Below are 23,890 nucleotides of genomic sequence, written 5' to 3'. Positions count from 1 at the left end.
ATGGCCGAGAAGAAGCCTTGGGCCGAGACCGCCTTCGAGCGCAACCTGTTCCGCGCTCGCTGGTTGATGGCCCCCTTCTACCTGGGGCTGGTCGCGGCTCTGGTCATGCTGCTGGCCGTCTTCGTTCGCGAGCTGATCTACTATGTGCCGCAGGCCTTCATCATCGGCGAGGGCCATATGGGGTCCGACGGCGCCATTCTGGCCATCCTTAGCCTGGTGGACCTGTCGTTGGCGGGCAATTTGCTGCTGATCGTCCTCTATTCCGGCTACGAGAATTTCGTGTCCAAGCTGGATCTGGACGAGAACCATGTGGACCGCCCGCCGTGGATGGGCTCGGTCGACTTTTCGGGCCTGAAGATGAAGCTGATCGCCTCCATCGTGGCGATCTCGGCCATCTATCTGCTCAAGAGCTTCATGAACATCGGCAAGCCGGGCTATCCGCTGGATCAGGCGGGGCTGATGTGGGCGGTGATCATCCACCTGACTTTCGTGGTCTCGGGCGTGCTGCTCGCGGTCATGGATTGGGTCGCGGCCAAGACCGACAAACACTAGGGCTCCGCCCTAGTGTTTTCTTTTTAGGGGCCTATCGCGCTTCGCGCTACTTGAGGCCCGTGATGTTGGGGCCTTCTGGGTCGTTCGGGTGGCTGCTGACAAAGGCTTGATCGGCTTGGACGGCGTCGAATACGGTCAAGCAAGGTTCGGTTAACCTTAAAGCCCCAAGGCTGCCGCAAAAGACACGAACGGTAGGCCAAGCCCGCGACGACGGGCGGACCGTCCTCTGTCAGGAGCCTCGACCATGCATCGCCGCCAACTGATCCGTTCCAGCCTCGGTCTCGCCGCCGCCGGCGCCCTGCCCATGGGCCTTGGCGCCTGCGCCACGCGCCAGCCGGTCGACCCCAACTACCCGATTGCTTCCGACCAGACGGCCCAAGCCTACACCTTTGAGGAACTGGTCGCTGCCGGCTCGCGCGAAATGGGCATCGCCGCCGAAGCCATGGGCTCGGCCATCGAGCGCATCTTCGCCGAACAGGGCGACCGCCCGACGGCCTATATCGCCGGCGAGGAAGCCGCCGGGGCTGCCGCCGTGGGCGTGCGCTATGGGCGCGGCGCCCTGCACATGAAGGACCTGTCGGCCTCGCAGGAAGTCTTCTGGCAGGGCATCTCGATCGGTTGGGACGTGGGCGGCAACGCCAGTCGGGTCTTCACCCTGGTCTACGGTCTCTATCACCCTGACATGCTCTATCGCCGCTACCCTGGCGTCGAGGGCTCGGCCTATCTGGTCGCCGGTCTGGGCGTGAATTATCAGCGTGCCGACGGCATTGTTCTGGCCCCGATCCGCACCGGAGTCGGCCTGCGCCTGGGCGCCAATGTCGGCACCATGAGCTACAGCCGTCAGCGGAACATTCTTCCATTCTAGGGAATAAGGGGCGCTACCGCTCGCGACGCGGTCGCTCGGTGCTTGAGCGCCTTCAGAGGCCAGTTGGCGGCGAGGCTGCCGCGAGGCTGCTCTCAAGCCCTTCGCGCCAGGTCGGATATTTCGGCCGCCAGCCCAGTTCGGCCTTGGCGCGGGCGTTCGAGAGGCGCTTGGAGTCGTTGTAGAAGCGCCGCATGGCGTCCGAGACCGACGGATCGTCCAGCGATACCTCGGGCGGCAGGGGCAGGCCGAGACGTTTCGCTGCGCCCGCCATCACCAGGTCGGCCGGGGCCGGTTCATCGTCGGCCAGGGTGTAGGCGCGGCCCGGATGCGGGCGGGCCATCGAAGCGAAGAAGCCGGCCACGGCGTCCTCGACATGAATGCGGTTGAACACCTGACCGGGCTTCTTCACCAGCCGCGCGGTCCCGTCGCGCAGACGATCCAGCGGCGAACGGTCGGGTCCATAGATGGCGGGAAGGCGGAAGATCTGCACCGTCAGCCCCATGCCGCGCCCGGCGTCCAGCCAGTCCTGCTCGGCCCGCACCCGCCGCGCCCCCTCCAGACTGGCGGCGTTCAGTTCATCGTCCTCGAAGGCCCAGCCGCCCGCCCGGTCGCCATAGACGGCGGTCGAGGAGACGTAGCCGATCCAGTCGGGATAGGCGTGCGAGGCCGTCAGAGCTGGGACCAGGGCCTTCAGGCCGGGGCAGCCGGCGGCGTCCGGCGCGGCGGTGATCAGGATGGCCGAGGCCTCGGCCACGGCGGTCTGCAGGGCCTCGGCGTCGGCGGGATCGACGGCGACGACGCCGGCGTCTGTCAGTTCGGCGCGCCGCGTCGCATCGCGCGAGGTGGCCAGGGCGCGGCCGCCCCTGCGGATCGCCTCGCGCGCCGCCTCAAGCCCCAGATAGCCGCCGCCGAAGACCAGCAGGGACGGGGCGGCGGGGGCAGGCTGGGTCATGGCGGTCCGGTCAGGCGGTTTTGGCGACGACGGGCGGAGCGTCCGCGCCTTGGGAATGCAGCGCTTGGGCGCGCTTGCCGTTCCAACTGGAGACGCAAGGGATCTTGGCGCGATCGGCCCGGTCAGCGTAGCGGCGGGCGATGTCGGTCACATCGGCCATCAGCCCTTCGGCCAGGGTGATGGGCTTCAGGCCGAGGTCGCGGAACTGGTCGTTGGCGACGACCAGTTCGTTCTCATCGGCCTCCTGACGGGGATTCGGGACGTTGTGGATCTCGGCGCCGGTCATGTCGGCCACCATCTGCGCCAGATCGCGGACGCGGCGGCTCTCGGTCATCTGGTTGAGGATCTTGACCCGGTCGCCCGATTTCGGCGGGTTCTTCAGCGCCAGCTCGACGCAGCGCACCGTGTCCTGGATGTGGATGAAGGCCCGCGTCTGACCGCCCGAGCCGTGCACCGTCAGCGGATAGCCGACCGCCGCCTGCATCAGGAAGCGGTTCAACACCGTGCCGTAGTCGCCGTCATAGTCGAAGCGGTTGATCAGGCGTTCGTCCTGACGGGTCTCCTCGGTCTGGGCGCCCCAGACGATGCCTTGGTGCAGGTCGGTGATCCGCAGGCCGTCGTTGCGCGTGTAGAACTGGAAGAGCAGGGCGTCCTGCGTCTTGGTCATGTGATAGATGCTGCCCGGATTGGGCGGGAACAGGATCTCCTGCTCGGTCGGGCCGAGGTCGGTGTCCACCGTGACCTTCAGATAGCCCTCGGGGATGCGCAGGCCGGCGGTGGTGTAGCCATAGACCCCCATGGTTCCCAGGTGGGCCAGGTGGACGTCCCGGCCGCTCTCGACGATGGCGGCGAGCAGGTGGTGGGTGGCGTTGATGTTGTTGTCGACGGTGTAGAGCTTGTGCCGCGCCGACTTCATCGAATAGGGGGCGGCGCGCTGCTCGGCGAAGTGGACGACGCTGTCGGGCGCCCAGTCCTTGATCAGGGCGACCAGGCGGTCGAATTCCTGGCCCACGGTCAGGTTGACGAAGTCGATGGTGCGGCCGCTGACTTCGCGCCATGCCGCGATGCGCTCGCCCATGGTGCGGATGGGGGTCAGGGACTGGACCTCCAGCTCATTGTCGATGTTGCGGCGGCTGAGGTTGTCGACGATCAGCACCTCCCAGCCCCGCGCCGACAGGTGCAGGGCCGTGGGCCAGCCGCAGAAGCCGTCGCCGCCGAGAATGATCACCCGCATTGGTCGAACCCTGTGTCGTCTATCACTCCCTCTTGCCTAGCCGATGGAGCGGGCGGGCGAAAGCGGCGGCGAGGCGGGGCGCCATGCGACAATGGGGCGCCCGCTCCGTCCGGCTCGGAGCAAGCGCCCTTGTCTATAGGATAACGGCTCGAGGCTAACGGCGTGGTCTCAGCGCCGCCAGGGTCACCGTGCGGCTTGCGGCGTATTTGTCCGTGCGGTGTGCGGAGACCTGAGACCAGCCGTCCGCCACGGCGTCCTTGATGCACCAGTGGCGGACTAGATAGTGGTCCATCGGCAGATTGGCTGTGTCGCAAGTACGTCGGGCCGCCGCCTTGAGACGGTGGTCCAGAGTCCGTGAATCCGTCGGCTGGTTCAGATCGAGGTCAGCATAGGAAACCATGATGACTTCCGCGCCTTCTACGGGCTGCGTGGCTTGTGCTTGTGTTTGGGCGCCGGTTGGCGTGGCGATGGCGAGCAGTAGGGCTACGCCGATGATCGTCGTTTGCATCTTGCGATCTCCTGATCGCCCTTCCGCTGAGCTTGTCCTTCCTCAAAGACCAGCGACCGACTGATGTCTGACAACACGCCGTTGCGGTCGTTTGTTCTCGATGAAATGGCTTGTTCCGTCACCACAATCAGCCAAGCCTCTATGGAGCCTCGGTCGACCTATGGTCGTGGTCGCGCTCTCAGGGCGGCGATCACGATGGTTTGGCCCTCGGCGGACTGCATCGCGCGGTTGGCGGCGACCTGATCCCAGCCGTGCGCCATGGCGTCGCGGACACACCAGTGGCGGGCTCTTTGCGCCGTCGAGACCAGATTGGTGTCGCCGCACACGCGTTGCGCCGCCGATCTGAGACGGTTGTTCAGCAGCCTTGATCCAGCCGGTTGGTCGAGATCGAGATCGGCATAGGTGACGGCGACGATGTCGGTGTCCGACGGCGGGCGCGTCGCCTGCGCCAGAACGCTGACGGGAAGGGTGATCGCGAGCAGTAGGGCGGCGCCTGTGACCAAGGTCTTCATGATGTCTCTCCTGATCGCTTGCATCACCGCGCGCCCAGCGCGCGTGAAGTGAGCGGCGACCTAATGGAGATTGATGTTAGTTGAATGTTCCGGCTATCGTCGCGACAAAAATGAAGAATTCATGCATATTCATTACACAAAATTGTTCAAGTTCATTCTGATTTTTTTACGAAACAATTTGTCATGATAAGAAGTGACGGATTTACGTCTCAGTAATCGTGTAATTTTGTGTGTTTTGTCTCACCTGTGCTGGCTTGAGGTGATTTCCGGCGCCGGGTGAAGCTTTCGCCGGAGTGACGCGTTCACAGGTCATGACGGCGCGCGGCGAACTGAGCACCTATCAGGCCAAGCGGAATTTCGGCGTCACGCCGGAGCCGAAGGGTCGCAAGGCCAAGGCCCGTCAGACCGGCTTGCGCTATCTGATCCAGCGTCACGCCGCGAGCCGTCTGCACTACGACTTTCGCATCGAGCACGATGGGGTGCTGAAGTCCTGGGCCGTCACGAAAGCCCCCTCGCGCGACCCCCACGTCAAGCGGCTGGCGGTCGAGGTCGAGGACCATCCGCTCGACTACGGCGGCTTCGAGGGGACCATTCCGGCGGGAAACTATGGCGCAGGCACGGTGCAGTTGTGGGACGTCGGCGAGTGGATGCCCCAGGATAAGGATCTGGACGCGGCCTTCAGAAAGGGCGTGGTCAAACTGACCCTCGACGGCGAACGGCTGAAGGGCGGCTGGGCCCTGATCCGGCTGAAGTCGGATCGCGGCAAACCCTCGAAGAGAACCAACTGGTTGCTGGCCAAGGAGAAGGACGCCTACGCCGTCGACGGCGAAGGCGACGCCCTGGCCGAGATTGACGCCTCTGTGGTCAGCGGACGCAGCATGGCCGCGATCGCTGAGGGGGAGGCCGAATGGACGTCGTCCAAACCTGCCGCCCGCAAGGCGCCGCCCCCGCCGCTGCAGACTGTGCCTAAGGCGCTTTCCAAACCCCACGCCTTCGTGCCGATCCAGCAGTGCCAAGTCGCCGAGCGCCCGCCCTCGATGTCGGGCTGGGTCCACGAGATCAAGTTCGACGGCTATCGAATTCAGGTCGCGACCGGCGGCGGTCGAGCGACCTTGCGCACCCGCAAGGGTCTGGACTGGACCGAGCGCTTTCCCGAACTGGCCGCGGACGCCGCCCATTGGCCCGACGCGGTGGTCGATGGGGAGTTGTGCGCTTTGGACAAGGACGCCCTGCCGGACTTCTCGGCCCTGCAGACCGCCATCTCTGACAACGAGATCAGGGGACTGGTCTATTTCGTCTTTGACCTGCTGTTCGACGGGGCGGAGGACCTGCGCGCCCTGCCGTTGTCGCACCGCAAGGCGCGGCTTCAGGCCTGGTGCGACCGGGTCGCCAAGGGGCGCGCCGCGCGTCTGCGCTACGCTGATCACTTCGCCGCCAAGGGCGCGGCGGTTCTGGAAAGCGCCTGTCGCATGGGACTGGAGGGCGTCATCTCCAAGAAGCTCGACTCTCCCTATCGCGCCGGACGATCCGCCGCCTGGGTCAAGTCCAAGTGCCGAGGCCGCGACGAGGTGGTGATCGGCGGTTGGTCGTCCGAAGGCGGAACCCGTTTCCGCTCCCTGCTGGTTGGGGTCCAGGCGAAGGACGGGCTGCGCTACCTTGGCCGGGTCGGCACGGGCTATTCGGCAGCCCTGACCCGGACCCTTCTGCCGGCGCTGAAGGCCGCCGCCATCGACCGCTCGCCCTTCATCGCCGAGCCCGAGGCGGACGACCAACTGCACTGGGTGGCGCCTGTTCTGGTCGCCGAGATCGAACACGCTGGCTATTCTGATGCGGGCATCCTGCGCCAGGCCGCCTTCAAGGGTCTGCGCGAGGACAAGGCGCCCGCCGACGTGACCGCCCCGCCGCAGCCGGCCTCGCCCGTGGCCAAGGCCGGAAAGCTGGTCGTCGCGGGTGTGAGCATCTCTCATCCCGACAAGATCCTGTGGCCCGCGAGGGGCGACCACGCCGCCGTCAGCAAGGCCGACCTGATCCGCTACTACGAGGCCGTGGCGGAACGCCTTCTGCCCCACATCCTCGACCGCCCCGTCTCCATCATCCGCGCGCCGGACGGCATCGAGGGGCAGCGTTTCTTCCAGCGCCACATCATGGCGGGCCGCCATCCGGGCTTGCGGGCGGTCGATGTGGGCGAAGGTCGTCCCTATGTCGCGGTCGCCGACCTCAGCGGCCTGATCGCTATCGGCCAGTCGGGGGGGCTGGAGCTGCATCCATGGGGTTGCAAGCCGGGCGACCCCGAGGCCCCGGATCAGATCACCTTCGACCTCGACCCCGACGAGGGCCTCGACTTCGACGAGGTGGTCGCCGCCGCCATGTTGCTCAAACCTCGGATCGAGGCGCTGGGCCTGACTCCCTTCGTCAAGACCACCGGCGGCAAGGGGCTGCACGTCGTGGTTCCCATCAAGGCTGACGCCCGAAGCCGCATCGACTGGGATCAGGCCAAGGCCTTCGCCAAGGGGGTGTCGGAGGCGATGAAGGCCGACCATCCCGAGCGCTTCACCACCACCCTGGCCAAGAAGGCGCGAGGCGGGAGGATCTTCCTCGACTATCTGCGCAACGGCCGTGCCGCCACCGCCGTCGCCCCATGGTCGCCGCGCGCCCGGCCCGGCGCCGGGATCGCCCGCCCCCTGTCCTGGGACCAGGTGCAACCGGGTCTGGACCCCAGGGCCTTTAACTTGCTGACCGCCGATGACCTGCTGCGGACGCCCGATCCGTGGGCGGAGTTTCGCGCCTCGACGGCGTCGCTCAAACCGGCGATCCGCAAGCTGGGCTAGGCCCTCAGACGCTCGACCAGAAAATCGACGAAGACCCGCACCCGCGCCGGGGTGTTGGCGCCGCCGACGAAGACGGCGTGGGTGTTCTCCACGTCGCCGGGATTGAAATCCTCCAGCAGGGGAACCAGCCGCCTGGCGGCGATGGCGTCGGCCACGCTGAAGGCCCCGACCCGGGTGATCCCCACCCCGTCGGCCGCCAGCTGGCCCAAGGTTTCGCCGTTGTTGGCCTCGATGCCGCCCTGCACCGTCAGGCGGAATTCCTGCCCATCGCGCACGAAGGGCCAGACCGGCTCGGCCCGGCGAAAGTTGAAATTCAGGCAGTTGTGAGCGTGCAGGTCTTCAGGAACCACGGGCGTTCCCCGGCGCGCCAGATAGTCGGGCGAAGCGACGATGACGCGCCGCGTCTGACTGATCTTGCGCGCCGTCAGACCGCTGTCGTCCAGCGGGCCCGAGCGCACGCCCACGTCCGCCTGTCCTGCGGCGATGTCGACCACCGCATCGGTCAGATTGATGTCGACCAGAATGTGCGGATAGCGCGCGGTGAAGTCGCCCAGCAGGGGCACGACGTGCAGCCGCCCGTGCGACTGGGACACGCTGACCCTCAGCCGCCCGCGCGGCGCGCCCTGGTCGGCGATGGCCTGCTCGGCGTCGTCCAGATCGGTCAGGATGCGTCGCGCCGCCTGCAGATAGGCCTCGCCTTCCGCCGTCAGAGTCAGGCTGCGCGTGGTGCGGATCACCAGCCGCACGCCCAGCCGCGCCTCGGTCCGCGCCACAGTGCGGCTGACCGCCGAGGGCGTCAGGTTCAGTTCCCGCGCCGCGCCCGAGAAGCTGCCCGTACGCGCCGCCGCCTCGAACACCGCCAGTTCGCCCGCGCGATTGACCGTGATTCCGGCCATTCGTGTCTCCAGCGCAAAGATGTTTGACCTGATCCAGCCCTACTCCCTGCGCTTCGCCTGCGCCACCTGTTCGCTCGAAACAAGACAGGCCTTCTCTCCCATGAAGCTCAACCCTCCTCTTCTGGCGCTCGCGGTCGGCGCCTTCGGCATCGGCGTGACCGAGTTCGCCCCCATGGGCATGTTGCCCGTCATCGCTGGCGATCTCGGCGTCTCCATCCCGGCGGCGGGCCTGCTGGTCAGCGCCTATGCCTTCGGCGTCCTGATCGGGGCGCCGCTGATGACCCTGACCACCGGCCGCGTGCCCCGCCGCACCCTGCTGATCGGCCTGATGGGCATCTTCACCCTGGGCAACCTGCTGTCGGCCATCGCGCCTGAATACTGGAGCCTGATGGCGGCGCGGGTCGTGACCTCGTTCAACCACGGGGCCTTCTTCGGCGTCGGCTCCATCGTCGCGGCCAGCGTGGTGGCGCCGAACAGGCGGGCGGGCGCGGTGGCGGCCATGTTCATGGGTCTGACCATCGCCAACATCACCGGCGTGCCCCTGGCCGCCTGGGCCGGCGAGACCCTGGGCTGGCGCGCCTCCTTGTGGGGCATTGCGGGCCTCGGCGCCCTGGCCATGATCGCCCTGCGTCTGACCCTGCCGCTCGGTCCGGTCGAGGCGGCGAGCGACGACGGCGCGATGAAGGCCGAACTGGCGGTGTTGAAACGCGGTCCGGTCCTGGCCGCCCTGGCCCTGACCGTCATCGGCTCCAGCGCCATGTTCACTGTCTTCACCTACATCGCCCCGATCCTGAAGGAACAGACCCTGGCCTCCAGCGCCTTCGTCACCGCCATGCTGGTCGTCTATGGCGTCGGCCTGACGGTCGGCAACTGGCTGGGCGGGCGCTTCGCCGACCGTTCGGTGGACCGCACCCTGATCGTCACGCTCGGCGCGCTCGCCGCCCTGCTGGTCCTGTTCGCCGTCGTCATGCCGTGGCAGGCGCCCGCCGCCGTGGTCATCTTCCTCTGGGGCGTGGCCAGCTTCGCCCTGGTGCCCCCGCTGCAGATGCGGGTGATGACCGCCGCCGCCGACGCGCCCAATCTGGCCTCGGCCATGAATATCGGCGCTTTCAACCTGGGCAACGCCATCGGGGCGGCCCTGGGGGGAGCGGTGATCGGCCTCAACCTCGGCTATCCGGCCGTGGCGTTGGCCGGAGCGGCCATGGCGGGCTCGGGTCTGATCCTGGTCCTGTTGCTCGTCCGGCGCGAGACCCGCATGACGGCGGCCGCAGCCTCCGCCGGCTGCTAGAAAAGTCGGCCCCTTCTTCGCCCGAAGGAGGGGCCGTTTCGCCGCTTTGGTGCTAGGCTTGGTCTTTGCGGATCAAGGACATTCCCATGGCGGGCCTCAAGGACAAGCGCGGCTTCATCGACAAGGACCGGCTGGACCTGTCCGAGCGTCAGGCCGTCGAATACTGGATGAAGCGCTGGGGCGTGACCAAGGACCAGATCACCGCCGCCCACCGCAAGGTCGGCCGCATGACCAAGGACATCGCCGCCGAACTGGGCAAGAAGCGCTGACCACGGTCATGCGCCAGGCACTTCTGATCATCGACGTTCAGCCCAGCTTCAATCCGCCCGGCTGGCTGGTCGCCGGGATCAAGCGCCTGATCGGGACCATGCCCTCGGTCGCCACGGTCGAGCGCCACAACGAGGCCGCCACCCCCTTCGCGCGCCAGCTCGGATGGACCCCCGCCCCCGATGACGACAGTCTCGTCGAGGCCGACGTGGTTCACGTGAAACATGGCTACGCCCCGACGCGAGAGACCGTCGCCCACCTGAAGGCGCTGAACCCGGAGCGGGTGCTGGTCTGCGGCATCCAGACCGACACCTGCGTCCTGGCCGCCGGTTTCGCCCTGTTCGACGCGGGGCTGACGCCGACCCTGATCGCTGACCTCACCGTCGGCTCGTCGCTGGATCGCTCCGGCGAGCTGGGTGCGCGGCTGTGGCGGCACCATTTCAAGCATGTGATCAGCAGCCGGGACCTTTAGGGGCCGCGTGCGTCAGGCCGGTTGGGCCAGCCTGACGTCGGGTTCGGCGGTCTCGGCGGCCAGGACGGTCCTGGGGGCGATGCGGACGAAGCGCGGCGCGAACTGGGACCAGTCGGCCAGGATGCGGCGGGCCAGAGGCGAGGCGGTGGCGCTGGCGTGGGCCTCGATCAGGGCCTTGAGCCGGGCTTCGGCCTCGGCGTCGATGCGGCCGACCCAGGCCATGTCGCCGTTCAGGGCCTGGGCCGCGCGACCGTCGGCGTCGAGCACGAACAGCTCGCCGCCGCTCATGCCCGCCGCCAGGTTCCAGCCGACCGATCCCAGAACGACCACACGACCGCCGGTCATGTATTCGCAGCCGTGCGCGCCCAGGCCCTCGACCACGGCCTCGGCGCCCGAGTTGCGGACGGCGAAGCGTTCGCCCGCCGCGCCCGCCACGAACAGACGGCCGGAGGTGGCACCATAGAGGGTGGTGTTGCCGCAGACCTGCTGGTCGGCACGCCACTCATAGGGACGGACGTGGATGTCGGCGCCCGACAGACCCTTGCCGACGTAGTCGTTGACCTCGCCGGTGACGTCGAGGATCAGGCCGCGTGCGCCAAAGGCGCCGAAGCTCTGACCGGCGATGCCTTCCAGCTTCAGCTTCAGACGGCCCTGCGGACCCTGTGGGCCGAACTTGCGGACGATGGCCGAGGAAACCCCTGCGCCCGCCGTGCGCTGGGTGTTGTTCAGCGGATAGGACAGCTCCAGCGTCTGGCCGCGTTCGAGGAAGGCGCCCGCATCTTTCAGCACCTGGGCGTCCAGACTCTCGGGCACAGGCTTGCGCACCTTGTCGGCCCAGCGGCCGGGCCGGTCGACGTCCACCTTCATCAACAGGGGGTTGAGGTCCAGGTCGTCCAGATGCGAGCCGCCGCGCCGCGTCTGCCGCAGCAGGTCGGTGCGGCCGACAATCTCGTCGATGGTGCGGGCGCCGATGGAGGCCAGGATTTCGCGGACCTCTTCGGCGATGAAGGTGAAGAGGTTGACCACCTTCTCGGGCGTGCCGGTGAACTTGGCGCGCAGGCGCTCGTCCTGTGAGCAGACGCCGACCGGGCAGGTGTTGGAGTGACACTGACGCACCATCAGACAGCCCATGGCGATCAGGCCCGAGGTGCCGATGCCGTATTCCTCGGCCCCCAGCAGGGCGGCCAGAACCACGTCGCGGCCGGTGCGGATGCCGCCGTCGGCGCGCAAGGACACCGATGAGCGCAGGTGGTTCAGGCTGAGGACCTGATGGGCTTCAGCCAGACCGATCTCCCACGGCATGCCCGCGTGCTTGACCGAGGTCTGCGGCGAGGCGCCCGTGCCGCCGTTGTGGCCGGCGATCAGGATGGCGTCGGCCTTGGCCTTGGCCACGCCCGAGGCAATGGCGCCGATGCCGGTGGCCGAGACCAGTTTGACCGTGACCTTGGCGTCGGGATTGATCGCCTTCAGGTCGTAGATCAGTTGGGCCAGATCCTCGATCGAATAGATGTCGTGGTGCGGCGGCGGGCTGATCAGGGTCGTGCCCGGAACGGCGTGACGCATCCGGCCGATGAATTCGGTGACCTTGAAGCCGGGCAGCTGGCCGCCCTCGCCGGGCTTGGCGCCCTGGGCCACCTTGATCTCGATCTCGCGGCACTGGTTCAGGTATTCGGCGGTGACGCCGAAGCGGCCCGAGGCCACCTGCTTGACCGCCGAGTTGGCGTTGTCGCCGTTCGGACGCGGCACATAGCGGGCCGGGTCCTCGCCGCCCTCGCCGGAGACGGCGCGCGCGCCCATCCGGTTCATGGCGATGTTCAGGGTCTCATGGGCTTCGGGGCTGAGGGCGCCCAGCGACATGGCCTGGGACAGGAAGCGGCGGCGGATGTCCGAGACGCTTTCGACCTCGTGCAATTGGACCGGGGCCAGACCGTCCTTGAAGTCCAGCAGGTCGCGCAGGGCCAGATCCGGTTGCTCGCGAACGGCGGCGGAGTATTGCTTGAAACGCTTGTAGTCGCCGCGGTTCACCGCGTCCTGCAACAGGTGGATGGTCTTCGCGTCATGGGCGTGGGCCTCGCCGCCCGCACGGATGCGGAAGAAGCCGCCCATCGACGGCGAGGGCACGGCCGCGCCGAAGGCCACGGCATGACGCTTGAGCGCCGCCTGCTCCAGACCGGCCAGACCGATGCCGGAGATGCGCGACGGGGCGCCGGGGAAGAACTCGGCGGCCAGTGCCCGCGACAGGCCCAGGACCTCGAACTCGCAGCCGCCGCGATAGGCGGAGATGATGCTGATGCCCTTGCGCGCCAGCACCTTGAGCAGACCGGCCTCGATGCCATGCTTGTAGTTGAGGCAGGCGTCATGGAGCGTCAGGCCCGGATAGGCGCCGCGATCCAGACGCTCCTGGAACAGCTCCTGCGCCAGCCAGGGGTTGACGGCGGTGGCGCCGACCCCGACCAGAACGGCGAAGGCGTGCGGGTCCAGGGTCTCGGCCGAACGCACGACCAGCGAGCAATAGGTGCGCAGGCCCGCCGCGATCAGGCGGCCGTGGGTCCCGGCCGTGGCCAGGATCATCGGCGCGGCCAGACGCTCGGCCGAGGCGTGCTCGTCGGTCAGGACGATCAGGGTGGCGCCGTCGCGCGCGGCGGTCTCGGCCTCGTCGCGGATGCGGTCCAGCGCCTGACGCAGGCCGGCGCCGGAGCGGTCGCCCTCAGCGGGGAGCGGGTAGGTGCAGTCGATCACCGTGGTTGAGCCGTCGGCGACGACGCCCAGCAGGCGCTGGTACATGCCGGTGGTCAGGACCGGGCTGTCCAGCACGAAGACCTCGGTCTGGGCCTCGTCCTGGGCCAGGATATTGCCCAGGTTCTTGAAGCGGGTCTTCAGGCTCATGGCCCCGGCTTCGCGCAGGGGGTCGATGGGCGGGTTGGTGACCTGGCTGAAGTTCTGGCGGAAGTAATGCGCCAGTGGACGCGGCAGGCTGGACAGGACGGCGGGCGGGGCGTCGTCGCCCATGGAACCCACGGCTTCCTTGCCGTCGCGGACCAGGGCGTCCAGCAACAGGTCCAGATCCTCGCGGCTGAAGCCGGCGGCGATCTGACGGCGGATCAGGGCCTCGCCGACAGCGGCGCGCGGTTCCGGTCCGGGGCCGATGATGGGCTCCAGATCGACCATGTTATCCAGCCAGTCCGAATAGGGCTGGGCGGCGGCCAGGGCGTCGACGGCCTCATGCTCGTCGTAGAGACGACCGTGTTTCAGATCGACGGCGATCAGCTTGCCGGGGCCGATGTGCAGGCGGCGCTTGACCCGGCCCTCGGGCAGGGGAACCAGACCGGCCTCGGAGCCGGCCAGCAGCAGGCCGTCCACGGTCTCGACGGCGCGCAAGGGGCGCAGGCCGTTGCGGTCCTTGCCCGCCACGACCCAGCGGCCATCGACGGCGCACAGGGCGGCGGGGCCGTCCCACGGCTCCATCACGGCGTTGCAATAGGCGTAGAGGGCGCGGTGCTCGGGCTTCATCACCACGTCGTCGGAGGACCAGGCCTCGGGCACCAGCAGGGCCTTGGCCAGGGGGGCGGGACGCCCGGCGCGGACCAGAACCTCGAAGACATTGTCCAGGGCCGCCGAGTCCGAGCCGCCCGGCTGGACCACCGGCTTGACCTCATGGTCGCGGTCGCCGAAGGCCGAGGCCGCCATGCGGATCTCGTGGGCGCGCATCCAGTTCAGGTTGCCCTGAAGCGTGTTGATCTCGCCGTTGTGGGCCAGCATGCGGAAGGGCTGGGCCAGCTTCCACTCGGGGAAGGTATTGGTCGAGTAGCGCTGGTGGAAGACGGCGTAGCCGGCGACGACGCTGGGGTCGTTCAGGTCGTGATACAGCTGACCCAGCAGCTCGGCGCGGACCATGCCCTTGTAGACGATCGAGCGGGCTGACAGCGAACACAGGTAGAAGCCGTTCAGGCCCGACGCCTGCACCGCCTTCTCGATGCGGCGACGGCACAGGAAGAGCTCCCGCTCCAGTTCCTCGATCTCCATGCCTTCCGGCGCGGCCAGCATGATCTGCTCGATCTCGGGCCGGGTGGCGTCGGCGCGGACGCCCACGACCGACAGGTCCATCGGCGTCTGACGCCAGCCATAGATGTAGAAGCCCGAGCGGATGGCCTCGGCCTCGACGATGGCGCGGGCGTGGTCCTGGGCGCCCAGGTCGGTGCGCGGCAGGAAGACCTGACCCACGGCGATGGGGCCGGGGCGCAGGGTCTGGCCGACGGCGCGGACCTGGGTCGCGAAGAAGGCCTGGGGTAGTTCGATCATGATGCCGGCGCCGTCGCCGGACAGGCCGTCGGCGTCGACCGCGCCGCGGTGGGCCACGGCCTTCAGCGACTTGATGGCCATCTCGACGATTTCACGCCGGGGCTTGCCGTCGATGGCGCAGACCAGACCCACGCCGCAGGCGTCGCGCTCCGACGACGGGTCATAGGCGCCGCCCTCGATCAGGCGGGCGCGGTTCTCTTCATATCGGGTCAGCCAGTGGGATTGCGATGCGTCGGTCATGCCGCGGCTTCCTCGGTGCGCGCGCGCAGATAGCGGTCGATTTCAGCCGCAGCGTCCTGGCCGTCGCGCACGGCCCAGACGACGAGAGAGGCGCCGCGCACGGCGTCCCCGGCGGCGAACACGCCGGGCAGGGTGGTGGCGAAACCGCCACGCGTCACCTGCAGGGTGTTCCATCTGGTCAGGCCGAGGTTGGCGTCCAGCTGTTCGCCAAAGGCCTCGGGCTCAAAGCCGAGGGCCTCGATCACCAGATCGGCGGGCAGGTCGAAGTCCGAGCCGGCGACGGGGGCGATGTCGCGACGGCCGCCGGGGGCGGCTTCCGTCAGGGCCATGCGCTGGGCGCGGACGGCGGTGACAGCCTCGCCCCTGGACATCAGGGCCTTGGGCGCGCCCAGCCATTCGAATCGAACGCCTTCTTCCTCGGCGTTCTGCACTTCGCGCGCCGAGCCCGGCATGTTGTCGCGGTCGCGGCGATACAGGCAGACGACGCTGTTCGCGCCCTGGCGGATGGCGGTGCGGACGCAGTCCATGGCCGTGTCGCCGCCGCCGACGACGACGACGTCGCGACCGGCGGCGTGGGGGGCAGAGGCGTCGGCGGCGTCGCCGCAGTCGATGCGGTTCTGGGCGATCAGGAAGTCGAGGGCAGCGACGGTGTCGTCGGGACCGCGCCCCGGCACGGCCAGGGTGCGGGCCTGATAGACGCCCATGGCCAGCAGGACGGCGTCATGGCGCGACCGCAGCGCGTCCATCGTGATGTCGACGCCGACATTGGTGTTCAGCACGAACTCGACCCCGCCCTCGATCAGGCGGTCGATGCGGCGCTGGACGATGCGTTTCTCCAGCTTGAAGCCGGGGATGCCGTAGGTCAGCAGGCCGCCCGCGCGGTCGTGGCGGTCATAGACGGTGACGGCGTAGCCTTCGCTGCGCAGGCGGTCTGCGGCGGCCAGACCGGCGGGACCCGAGCCGACGATGGCGACGCTCTGGCCGCGTTCGGCCAGGGGGCGGATGGGCTCGACCCAGCCGTTGTCGAAGGCGGTGTCGGCGATCCAGGCCTCGACCGAGCCGATGGTGACGCCGTCCCAGCCGGACTGCTGCAGGGAGCAGGCGCCCTCGCACAGGCGGTCCTGCGGACAGATGCGGCCGCAGATCTCCGGCATGGTCGAGGTCGAGGCGGCGACGCGCCAGGCCTCGCGCAGGTCGCCGTCGGCCGACAGGGCCAGCCAGTCGGGGATGCTGTTCTGCAGCGGGCAGGCGTTCTGGCAGAAGGGCACGCCGCAGTCTGTGCAACGCGACGCCTGAACCGTCCCGCTGGCGGCGGTCGGTTTGAGCGTGATCTCCGTGAAGGCGCGTACGCGCAGATCAGCGGGCTGTTTCTCCAGCCGACGCTGCTCAATCAGAAAACCACCAGGGTTGGAACGGCCACCTTTTTGCATCTGCTCATTAAGCGAAACATGGGGTGGGTGCGCAAATATTTTCCTAAGTGAAGCTGAAATTTTATATGCATAGGCATTAATGGGTCTTAGTGTCTAATTTTGAGGAATTTATCACCGGATTGCAGTGTGCGACGCAGCATGTTTTCGCAGGTGCGGACGCAATGAGGGCGGCCCCTGCGGGCATCGCCTTGGGAAAATATTGGTTTCAGACAGCATTGCGTCATCCCGGGGAGGGCTGTGGCGCTCAGCGGGATTCAGGGTCGGGTCTGACCCTGACCGCGCACGACATACTTGTAGGTGGTCAGCTGTTCAGCGCCGACGGGGCCGCGGGCGTGCAGTTTCGAGGTCGAGATGCCGATCTCGCCGCCGAAGCCGAACTCGCCGCCGTCGGCGAACTGGGTCGAGGCGTTGATCAGGACGATGGCGCTGTCGACGCCGTTGGCGAAGCGTTCGGCGGCCCCGGCGTCGGTGGTGATGATGGCCTCGGTGTGGCCCGAGCCGTAAGTCCGGATGTGATCCACGGCGCCCTGAACTCCATCGACGACCCGTACCGCCAGGACGGGGGCCAGGTATTCGGTGGTCCAGTCGGCCTCGACCGCCTCGGCCGCTTCGGGGACTAGGGCGCAAGTCTCGGCGTCGCCGCGCAGTTCGCAGCCCGCCTTGATCAGGTCAGCGGCGACGGCGGGCAGCAGGCGTTCGGCGGCGGCGCGATCCACCAGCAGGGTCTCGGTGGCGCCGCAGACCGAGACGCGGCGCATCTTGGCGTTGACGGCGACGCGGCGGGCGACATCGAGGTCGGCGGCGGCGTCCAGATAGGTGTGGCACAGGCCCTCGAGGTGACCGAGCACGGGGGCTTTCGCTTCGGCCTGAACACGGGCGACCAGGCTCTTGCCGCCGCGCGGGATGATCAGGTCGATGGCGCCCTCAAGTCCCGACAGGATGGCGCCGACCGCTTCGCGATCGGGGACGGGAACCAACTGGACGGCGTCGGCGGGCAGACCCGCTTCGGCCACGGCGCGGGCGACCACGGCGGCGATGGCGCGCGAGGATTCCAGGCAGTCCGAACCACAGCGCAGGATGGCGGCGTTGCCCGAGCGGATGCACAGGGCGGCGGCGTCGGCGGTGACGTTGGGGCGGCTCTCGTAGATGACGCCCAGGACGCCGATGGGGGTGCGGACGCGGGCGATGTCCAGACCATTGGCGGGGGTCCAGCGCGCCATCTCGGCGCCGACGGGATCGGGCTGGGCGGCAATGGTCTCGACGGCGACGGCCATGCCCTCGACGCGGGCGGGGGTCAGGGCCAGACGGTCGATCAGGGCTTCGGACAGGCCCGAGGCGCGGGCGTTTTCGATGTCGCGGGCGTTGGCGGCGAGAATCTCGGCCTCGGCGGCGCGCAGGCCCTGGGCGAGACGGATGAGGGCGTCGGTGCGGGCGTCCGGCGTGGTGGCGCGAAGGGCGTCGGCGGCGGCGCGGGCGCGACGGCCCATGTCCAGCATCAGGGCAAGAACAGGGATGGGCGTATCGGTCATCGGGCCTCCAGCACCAGGTCGTCGCGGTGGATCACGACCGAGGGGCCGCGGTAGCCGATCAGGCTTTCGATCTCATCGGAATGGCGGCCTCGGATCAGGGCGATCTCGTCAGCGGGATAGGCGGCCAGGCCGACGCCGACGACGGCGCCGGACGGGTCGAGCAGACGCAGGCTGTCGCCCTTTTCGAAGTCGCCGCTGACCGCGAGGATGCCCGAGGGCAGCAGGCTCTTGCCCGACCTCAGCGCGCGCACGGCGCCTTCGTCCAGCGTCAAGGAACCGCCCGGCGCCATGCTGCCGGCGATCCACTGCTTCCAGGCGGCGAGCGGCGTGGCCGGGGCGGTGATCAGGGTGGCGCGTGCGCCCTCAGCCACAGTCTTGAGCGGATGAAGCGTCAGGCCCGAGGCGATGACGGTGGCGCAGCCGGCGGAGCGGGCGATCTGGGCAGCGGCCAGCTTGGTGGCCATGCCGCCGGTGCCGACCCCGGCGTCTGCGTTGGCGCCGCTGGCCATGCCGAGGATGTCGGGGCCGAGGCTTTCGACCAGGGCCAGGTGGCGGGCCTCGGGATCGCGGCGCGGGTCGGCGGTGTAGAGGCCGTCCACGTCGGACAGCAGGATCAGCAGATCGCCGCGCGCCAGCTGGGCCGCGCGGGCGGCCAGCCGGTCGTTGTCGCCGTAGCGGATTTCCTCGGTGGCGACGGTGTCGTTCTCGTTGACCACGGGGACGACGCCGTGGGCCAGCAGGGCCTCGACCGTGGTGCGGGCGTTGAGCCAGCGGCGGCGCCGTTCGGTGTCGTCACGGGTCAGCAGGACCTGGGCGGTGATCAGGCCGTGCGGGGCCAGAGCCTCTTCCCAGGCGTGCATCAGCAGGGTCTGGCCGACGGCGGCGGCGGCCTGCTTGTCCTGCAGCCGACCGGGCGAGGTCTTCAGCCGTCCGCGTCCCAGAGCCACGGCGCCGGAGGAGACGACGATGACCTCGCGGCCCTCTTGGCGCAGGTGGGCGATGTCCTGGGCCAAGGAAGCCAGCCAGTCACGGGCCACGGCGCGGGTGGCGGCGTCGACCAGCAGGGAGGAGCCGATCTTGACCACCACGCGGCGGGCATGAGCCAGCGCCGTCGCGGGCGAAGCCTCGGCGGCAGTCTCGGCGGCAGGGGAGGGCGCGGAATGGGTCACCCATCCTCCCTAGAGCATCAATCGGGCCATGGTCACGCCTGAAGGCGTGAAAATCATGCGCGGGTGGCCAAAAGAAAACGCCCGGCGGGGTTGAACCTGCCGGGCGTCTGTATTTTCAGCGAGATCCGGGGATCAGGCTTCCGGGTTGGGCGCCTGATCCCAGCCGCCAGCCAGGGCCTTGAACAGGGCGATCTGGTAGGTGGTGACCTGGGCTTCCGAAGCGGCGAGGGCGGCGTCGGCCCCGGCCAGGGTCCGTTCCGAATCCAGCACCGTCAGGAAGCTGTCGGCGCCGGCGTCGAAACGCAGGCGCGACAGGCGGGCCGCCGTGGCTGCCTGGTCCCGCGCGGTGCGCAGGGCCGTGCGGCGGTCCAGTTCGTTGGCATAGGCGCTGAGGGCCGTCTCGGTTTCCTGCAGGGCCACAAGAACCGTCTGGTCGAAGGTCGCCAGGGCCGCGTCGGTCTGGGCGCCGGCCTGCTTGATGCGGGCGCGTGCCACGGCGATGTTGGGGAAGTTCCAGCTGATCAGCGGACCGACGCTGAAGCGGGAGTTGGCGTCGTCGCCCAGACCCGAGGAGTCCAGCGAGGTCGAGCCCAGCGAGCCCCCCAGGCTGATCGACGGATAGAGGCTGGCGGTGGCCACGTTCACGCGAGCCGCGGCGGCCGCCAGACGGGCTTCGGCCTGTCGCACGTCGGGGCGACGGGCCAGCAGGGCCGCGCCGTCGCCGACCGGGATCGGCTGCGACAGTTGCGGCGGCGACTGGCAACCACGCGCCGCTTCGCTGGCCTCGGCCGGGGTGCGCCCGGTCAGGGTGGCGAGGCGATAGAGGGCGCCGTCGCGCTGGGCCCGCAGCGGCGGCAGGCTGGCGCGGGTGGACTCCAGCGCCGCGCGCGCGCGGGCCACGTCCAGACCATTGCCTGAACCGCCGTCCAGCAGACGCTGGGTGAGGTCGACGGTCTTAGACTGCAGGTCGATGGTCCGTTCCGCCACCGCGATCTGGGCGTTGGCCGAGCAGGTGTCGGCATAGGCCCGGGCCGTTTCGGCGGCGACGGTGATCCGCACCACTTCCAGCGCCTCGGCGGCGGCGGCAGCGTCGGCGCGGGCGGCGCGGACGGTCGACTCGACGCGGCTGAACAGGTCGACCTCGTAGGAGACGTCCAGACCGACGCTGTAGGTGTCGACTTCCGGCAGCTTGGCCCCGCCCGAAGCGGGCGAGGTCACGGTGGAGGCCTGGCTGCGGTTGAAGGCGGCGTTGGCGTTGGTCGAAGGCAGACGACCGGCGCGGGCCTCGGACAGAGAGGCCCGGACGGCGCGCAGGTTGGCTGCGGCCGCCTCCAGTTCGTTGTTCTCGGTCAGGGCTTGCTGGATCAGACCGTCCAGCGTGGCGTTGTTGTAGAGCCGCCACCAGTCGGCGCGGGCCGCCTCGGTCGAAACCGAGGCGGATTGCGCGCCGATGAAGGCGCCTTGGCCCTGCACCGGAAGCGTGGGCTCCGGCGCCTTGGGTCCGACCGCGCAGGCGGCGAGCAGAAGCGCGGCGCCGGAAGCGGTCAGCAGGGAAAGGGCTTTACGGTTCATCAGGCGTCTCCCAGGCGCGGGTTGGCCGTGGTGGGGGCGGCCGGCGCGGGGTCGGTGGGGTCGTACGGATCATGCGGCGGGGCGCCGTAGGTGGTCGGCAGCTCGCGCGGCTTCTGCGGCGAGCTGGGCAGCTTGCCTGCGAGCCAACGCATCATGACGTAGAAGACCGGGGTGAAGATCAGACCGAAGAAGGTCACGCCCAGCATGCCGGAGAAGACCGCCGTGCCCAGCGACTGGCGCATTTCGGCGCCGGGGCCGGTCGCCAGCATCAGCGGCATGACGCCGAAGATGAAGGCGAAGGACGTCATCAGGATCGGACGCAGGCGCACCTTGGCGGCATAAACAGCCGCTTCGAAGCGATCCATGCCCTCTTCCTCTTCCGCCTGCTTGGCGAACTCGACGATCAGGATGGCGTTCTTGGCCGCAAGCGCGATCAGAACCACCAGGCCGATCTGGACGAGGATGTTGTTGTCCAGACCGCGGATGTTCACCCCGATCATGGCCGCGAGCAGACACATGGGGACGATCAGCACCACCGCGAGCGGCAGGGTGAAGGCCTCATATTGAGCCGCCAGCACCAGGAAGACGAAGACCACGGCCATGACGAAGATCATGGAGGCGCCGCCCGAGGCCTGTTTCTCCTGCAGGGCCAGTTCGGTCCATTCGTAGCTGAAGCCTTGCGGCAGGGCCTGAGCCGCCAGCTTCTCCATCGTCTCCAGAGCCTGACCGGACGAGACGCCCGGCGCGGCCTGACCCTGCAGCTCGGAAGCCGGGAACAGGTTGAAGCGGACGACGCGGGCCGGACCGGAGTCCTCGCGCAGGTTGGCGACGGCGCCGATCGGCACCATGGCGCCGGAGGCCGAGCGGGTTTTCAGGTTGGCGATGTCGGCGATGTCATCCCGCGACGAGGGCTCAGCCTGGGCGGTGACGCGGAAGGTGCGGCCCAGCAGGTTGAAGTCGTTGATGTAGGACGAGCCGAGATAGACGCCGAGGGTGTCGAACACGGCCGAGGGCTGGACGCCCATCATCAGGGCCTTGTTGCGGTCGACGTCGGCGGCGATGCGCGGCGAGCCGGTGTTGTAGGTCGAGAAGACCTGCTGCACTTCATCCGGGATCTGGGCCGCGCCGCCCATCATGGCGAAGGTGGCGCCTTCCAGCGCGCGGTAGCCCGCGCCGGAACGGTCCTGGATCATCATCTTGAAGCCGTTGCCGTTACCCAGGCCTTGGACGGCCGGCGGGGCGATGACGAAGATGTTGGCGTCCTCGATGCCAGCGGTGGCGCCGGTGATGGCGCCGGCCAGAGCCGTGGCGGCCTGTTCCTTGGTGCGGTTCTCGAAGGCGTCCAGGCGGATGAAGAGAGTCGCCGCGTTGGAGCCGAACGAGAAGCTGGAGCCGTCCAGACCGGCGAAGGCCACGGTGCCGTCTACACCTTCGGTTTTCTGGATGATTTCGTCAGCGCGCTTCATCACGGCTTCGGTGCGGTCCAGCGAGGCGCCGGCGGGCAGTTGCACGACGCCGATCAGGAAGCCCTGATCCTGTTCCGGAATGAAGCCCGAAGGGGTGTCCACCAGACGCCAGCCGGTGAGAGCCAGCAGGCCTGCATAGACGATGGCGACGATCATCAGCGAACGGACCAGGCGGGCGGTCAGACGGCCGTACTTGTCCGACAGCCAGTCGAAGCCCTGGTTGAACTTGGCGCCGGCCCAGCCGAGGTAGTGAAGGATCGTGCCCCACAGGCCCGGCTTGCGTTCATGGTGTTCCTGGTGCGGCTTGAGCAGCAGGGCGGCCAGAGCGGGCGACAGGGTCAGGGAGACGATCAGCGAGATCAGCGTCGCCGAGGCGATGGTGACCGCGAACTGGCGATAGAAGATGCCGGGGATGCCGGGAACGAAGGCGGTTGGCACGAACACCGCCGTCAGCACCAGGCCGATGGCGATCAGGGCGCCCGAGACCTCCTGCATTGAACGATAGGCGGCCTCCTTGGGCGTCAGCCCCTGTCTCAGGTAGCGCTCGACGTTCTCGACCACGATGATGGCGTCGTCGACGACGATGCCGACGGCCAGAACCAGGGCGAACAGCGACAGGGAGTTGATCGAATAGCCCAGGGCCAGTTGCACCGCGAAGGTGCCGACCAGGGCGACCGGGATGGCGATGATCGGGATGATGGCCGCGCGCCAGGTCTGCAGGAAGATCAGGACGACGAGGGCCACCAGGACGACGGCTTCAAACACGGTGTGCTGAACCGCCTCGACCGAGGCGGCGACGAATTCCGTCGGGTTGTAGGGGATGGAGGCGGCCATGCCGGAGGGCAGCTCGGCCTTGACGGCCTCGACCTCGGCCAGGACGCGGTTGGCGGTGGCCAGGGCGTTGGCGCCCGGTTGCTGGACGACGGCGATGCCGACGCCGCGCTGACCGTCGAAGAAGCCGCGGATGCCGTAATCCTGGGCGCCCAGTTCGACACGAGCGACGTCACGGACACGGGTCACGCGGCCTTCGGCGTCGGTCTTGATGACCACGTCGGCGAACTGATCGGGATCGGACAGACGACCCTGCACCTGAACCGGCAGCTGGAAGGCGGCGGCGTTGGTGGCGAAGGGCGGCTGGCCGATGGCGCCGGCTGCAGCCTGGACGTTCTGGGCGCGCAGGGCGGCGACGATGTCAGGGCCTGTCAGACCGCGCTCGGCCGCCTTGGCCGGGTCGATCCAGATGCGCATCGAATAGTTGCCGCCGCCGAAGATCATGACCTGGCCCACGCCGTCGATGCGCAGCAGGCGGTCCCGCAGCGTCGAGTTGGCGTAGTTGCCGACGTAGTCATTATCCAGGCTGCCGTCGGGCGAGGTCAGGCCGACGATCATCAGGAAGCCGCTTTCGGCCTTGTTGACCGTCACGCCGATCTGGCGAACCTGCTCGGGCAGCTTGGGCTCGGCCAGGGCGACGCGGTTCTGCACCAGCACCTGCGCGGAATCGAGATCCGTGCCGGGCTGGAAGGTCACCGTGATCGACACCGCTCCGTCCGAGGTGGAGGAGGAGGTCAGGTACAGCATCTTCTCGACGCCGTTGACCTCTTGTTCGATGGGGGCCGCCACGGTCTCGGCCAGGGTCTCGGCCGAGGCGCCCGGGTAGGCCGCGTTGATGGTGATCGTCGGGGGCGCGATCTCCGGGTACTGCGACAGGGGCAGCATCGGATAGGCGAACAGGCCGATCAGGGTGATGAACACCGATATCACGCCCGCGAAGATCGGGCGGTCGATGAAGAAGCGGGAGATATTCATCTATC

At 68.4% G+C, this 23,890-nt stretch carries 17 protein-coding genes; 6 read left to right on the top strand and 11 right to left on the bottom strand.

Features of this window, described 5'->3' with window-relative positions:
- Complete coding sequence (locus ACIQTU_RS00140) at nt 1-552, top strand: TIGR00645 family protein (protein WP_400540543.1); 552 nt, start codon at nt 1-3, stop codon at nt 550-552.
- Between the two features lie 244 nt (nt 553-796).
- On the top strand, nt 797-1,417 hold the full coding sequence (locus ACIQTU_RS00135) for an EipA family protein (RefSeq protein ID WP_400540540.1): 621 nt from the start codon (nt 797-799) through the stop codon (nt 1,415-1,417).
- Nucleotides 1,418-1,469: 52 nt separating this feature from the next.
- Here ACIQTU_RS00135 and ACIQTU_RS00130 read toward each other — a convergent pair whose 3' ends face one another.
- The 4 genes from ACIQTU_RS00130 to ACIQTU_RS00115 all read right to left on the bottom strand — a co-directional run bounded on the left by ACIQTU_RS00130 (nt 1,470) and on the right by ACIQTU_RS00115 (nt 4,623).
- Nucleotides 1,470-2,369 (bottom strand): NAD-dependent epimerase/dehydratase family protein, encoded by a 900-nt coding sequence (locus ACIQTU_RS00130; protein ID WP_400540537.1) that lies wholly within the window; start codon nt 2,367-2,369, stop codon nt 1,470-1,472.
- A 10-nt stretch (nt 2,370-2,379) separates the two neighbouring features.
- Nucleotides 2,380-3,603, bottom strand: a complete 1,224-nt coding sequence (locus tag ACIQTU_RS00125; RefSeq protein WP_400540534.1) for an NAD-dependent epimerase/dehydratase family protein — start codon at nt 3,601-3,603, stop codon at nt 2,380-2,382.
- Nucleotides 3,604-3,757: 154 nt separating this feature from the next.
- Nucleotides 3,758-4,111 (bottom strand): UrcA family protein, encoded by a 354-nt coding sequence (locus ACIQTU_RS00120; RefSeq protein WP_400540531.1) that lies wholly within the window; start codon nt 4,109-4,111, stop codon nt 3,758-3,760.
- 158 nt (nt 4,112-4,269) lie between these two features.
- A complete protein-coding gene (locus tag ACIQTU_RS00115; RefSeq protein ID WP_400540528.1) occupies nt 4,270-4,623 on the bottom strand; it encodes a UrcA family protein in 354 nt (117 codons plus the stop codon).
- 293 nt (nt 4,624-4,916) lie between these two features.
- Here ACIQTU_RS00115 and ligD point away from each other — a divergent pair, with 293 nt between their 5' ends.
- A complete protein-coding gene (gene ligD / locus ACIQTU_RS00110; RefSeq protein WP_400540526.1) occupies nt 4,917-7,451 on the top strand; it encodes a DNA ligase D in 2,535 nt (844 codons plus the stop codon).
- Here ligD and ACIQTU_RS00105 read toward each other — a convergent pair.
- Nucleotides 7,448-8,347, bottom strand: coding sequence for a LysR substrate-binding domain-containing protein (locus ACIQTU_RS00105; protein ID WP_400540523.1), 900 nt, complete (start codon nt 8,345-8,347; stop codon nt 7,448-7,450). The two genes, ligD and ACIQTU_RS00105, sit on opposite strands and share 4 nt — an antisense overlap.
- A 19-nt stretch (nt 8,348-8,366) precedes the next feature.
- Between ACIQTU_RS00105 and ACIQTU_RS00100 the strand changes: the two genes are divergently transcribed.
- The 3 genes from ACIQTU_RS00100 to ACIQTU_RS00090 all read left to right on the top strand — a co-directional run bounded on the left by ACIQTU_RS00100 (nt 8,367) and on the right by ACIQTU_RS00090 (nt 10,374).
- Complete coding sequence (locus ACIQTU_RS00100) at nt 8,367-9,635, top strand: MFS transporter (RefSeq protein WP_400540520.1); 1,269 nt, start codon at nt 8,367-8,369, stop codon at nt 9,633-9,635.
- Between the two features lie 86 nt (nt 9,636-9,721).
- Complete coding sequence (locus ACIQTU_RS00095; protein ID WP_087120133.1) at nt 9,722-9,904, top strand: DUF3606 domain-containing protein; 183 nt, start codon at nt 9,722-9,724, stop codon at nt 9,902-9,904.
- 8 nt (nt 9,905-9,912) lie between these two features.
- Nucleotides 9,913-10,374, top strand: coding sequence for a cysteine hydrolase family protein (locus ACIQTU_RS00090; RefSeq protein WP_400540517.1), 462 nt, complete (start codon nt 9,913-9,915; stop codon nt 10,372-10,374).
- 12 nt (nt 10,375-10,386) lie between these two features.
- On the opposite strand, the gene gltB is transcribed toward ACIQTU_RS00090, so the two are convergent.
- The 6 genes from gltB to ACIQTU_RS00060 form a co-directional block, all read right to left on the bottom strand.
- Nucleotides 10,387-14,913 (bottom strand): glutamate synthase large subunit, encoded by a 4,527-nt coding sequence (gene gltB / locus ACIQTU_RS00085; RefSeq protein WP_400540514.1) that lies wholly within the window; start codon nt 14,911-14,913, stop codon nt 10,387-10,389.
- On the bottom strand, nt 14,910-16,343 hold the full coding sequence (locus ACIQTU_RS00080; protein ID WP_400540511.1) for an NAD(P)-dependent oxidoreductase: 1,434 nt from the start codon (nt 16,341-16,343) through the stop codon (nt 14,910-14,912). Before ACIQTU_RS00080 ends, gltB begins: the two co-directional genes overlap by 4 nt.
- Before the next feature lie 254 nt (nt 16,344-16,597).
- The gene (locus ACIQTU_RS00075; protein WP_400540508.1) at nt 16,598-17,872 is read right to left on the bottom strand and encodes a glutamate-5-semialdehyde dehydrogenase; all 1,275 of its coding nucleotides are present in this window, start codon (nt 17,870-17,872) and stop codon (nt 16,598-16,600) included.
- Nucleotides 17,869-19,041: a glutamate 5-kinase gene (gene proB, locus ACIQTU_RS00070; protein ID WP_400540505.1), complete on the bottom strand. Its 1,173-nt coding sequence runs from the start codon at nt 19,039-19,041 to the stop codon at nt 17,869-17,871. The genes ACIQTU_RS00075 and proB overlap by 4 nt, the downstream gene beginning before the upstream one ends.
- Nucleotides 19,042-19,173: 132 nt before the next feature.
- Nucleotides 19,174-20,613, bottom strand: a complete 1,440-nt coding sequence (locus ACIQTU_RS00065) for an efflux transporter outer membrane subunit (RefSeq protein ID WP_400540502.1) — start codon at nt 20,611-20,613, stop codon at nt 19,174-19,176.
- Nucleotides 20,613-23,885, bottom strand: coding sequence for an efflux RND transporter permease subunit (locus ACIQTU_RS00060; protein WP_400540499.1), 3,273 nt, complete (start codon nt 23,883-23,885; stop codon nt 20,613-20,615). Before ACIQTU_RS00060 ends, ACIQTU_RS00065 begins: the two co-directional genes overlap by 1 nt.
- Nucleotides 23,886-23,890 lie beyond the last annotated feature (5 nt).

The organism is Brevundimonas sp. NPDC090276, from assembly GCF_044772165.1.
In the GTDB taxonomy this organism is placed as follows: domain Bacteria; phylum Pseudomonadota; class Alphaproteobacteria; order Caulobacterales; family Caulobacteraceae; genus Brevundimonas.
Note: the sequence above shows the minus strand (reverse complement) of the source record. Positions and strands in the feature narration are given on the sequence as shown.

Coding starts and splice junctions, on each gene's coding strand:
- ACIQTU_RS00140 (WP_400540543.1), top strand. CDS start 1: ATGGCCGAGAAGAAGCCTTGGGCCGAGACCGCCTTCGAGCGCAACCTG.
- ACIQTU_RS00135 (WP_400540540.1), top strand. CDS start 797: ATGCATCGCCGCCAACTGATCCGTTCCAGCCTCGGTCTCGCCGCCGCC.
- ACIQTU_RS00130 (WP_400540537.1), bottom strand. CDS start 2,369: ATGACCCAGCCTGCCCCCGCCGCCCCGTCCCTGCTGGTCTTCGGCGGC.
- ACIQTU_RS00125 (WP_400540534.1), bottom strand. CDS start 3,603: ATGCGGGTGATCATTCTCGGCGGCGACGGCTTCTGCGGCTGGCCCACG.
- ACIQTU_RS00120 (WP_400540531.1), bottom strand. CDS start 4,111: ATGCAAACGACGATCATCGGCGTAGCCCTACTGCTCGCCATCGCCACG.
- ACIQTU_RS00115 (WP_400540528.1), bottom strand. CDS start 4,623: ATGAAGACCTTGGTCACAGGCGCCGCCCTACTGCTCGCGATCACCCTT.
- ACIQTU_RS00105 (WP_400540523.1), bottom strand. CDS start 8,347: ATGGCCGGAATCACGGTCAATCGCGCGGGCGAACTGGCGGTGTTCGAG.
- ACIQTU_RS00100 (WP_400540520.1), top strand. CDS start 8,367: ATGTTTGACCTGATCCAGCCCTACTCCCTGCGCTTCGCCTGCGCCACC.
- ACIQTU_RS00095 (WP_087120133.1), top strand. CDS start 9,722: ATGGCGGGCCTCAAGGACAAGCGCGGCTTCATCGACAAGGACCGGCTG.
- ACIQTU_RS00090 (WP_400540517.1), top strand. CDS start 9,913: ATGCGCCAGGCACTTCTGATCATCGACGTTCAGCCCAGCTTCAATCCG.
- gltB (WP_400540514.1), bottom strand. CDS start 14,913: ATGACCGACGCATCGCAATCCCACTGGCTGACCCGATATGAAGAGAAC.
- ACIQTU_RS00080 (WP_400540511.1), bottom strand. CDS start 16,343: ATGCAAAAAGGTGGCCGTTCCAACCCTGGTGGTTTTCTGATTGAGCAG.
- ACIQTU_RS00075 (WP_400540508.1), bottom strand. CDS start 17,872: ATGACCGATACGCCCATCCCTGTTCTTGCCCTGATGCTGGACATGGGC.
- ACIQTU_RS00065 (WP_400540502.1), bottom strand. CDS start 20,613: ATGAACCGTAAAGCCCTTTCCCTGCTGACCGCTTCCGGCGCCGCGCTT.
- ACIQTU_RS00060 (WP_400540499.1), bottom strand. CDS start 23,885: ATGAATATCTCCCGCTTCTTCATCGACCGCCCGATCTTCGCGGGCGTG.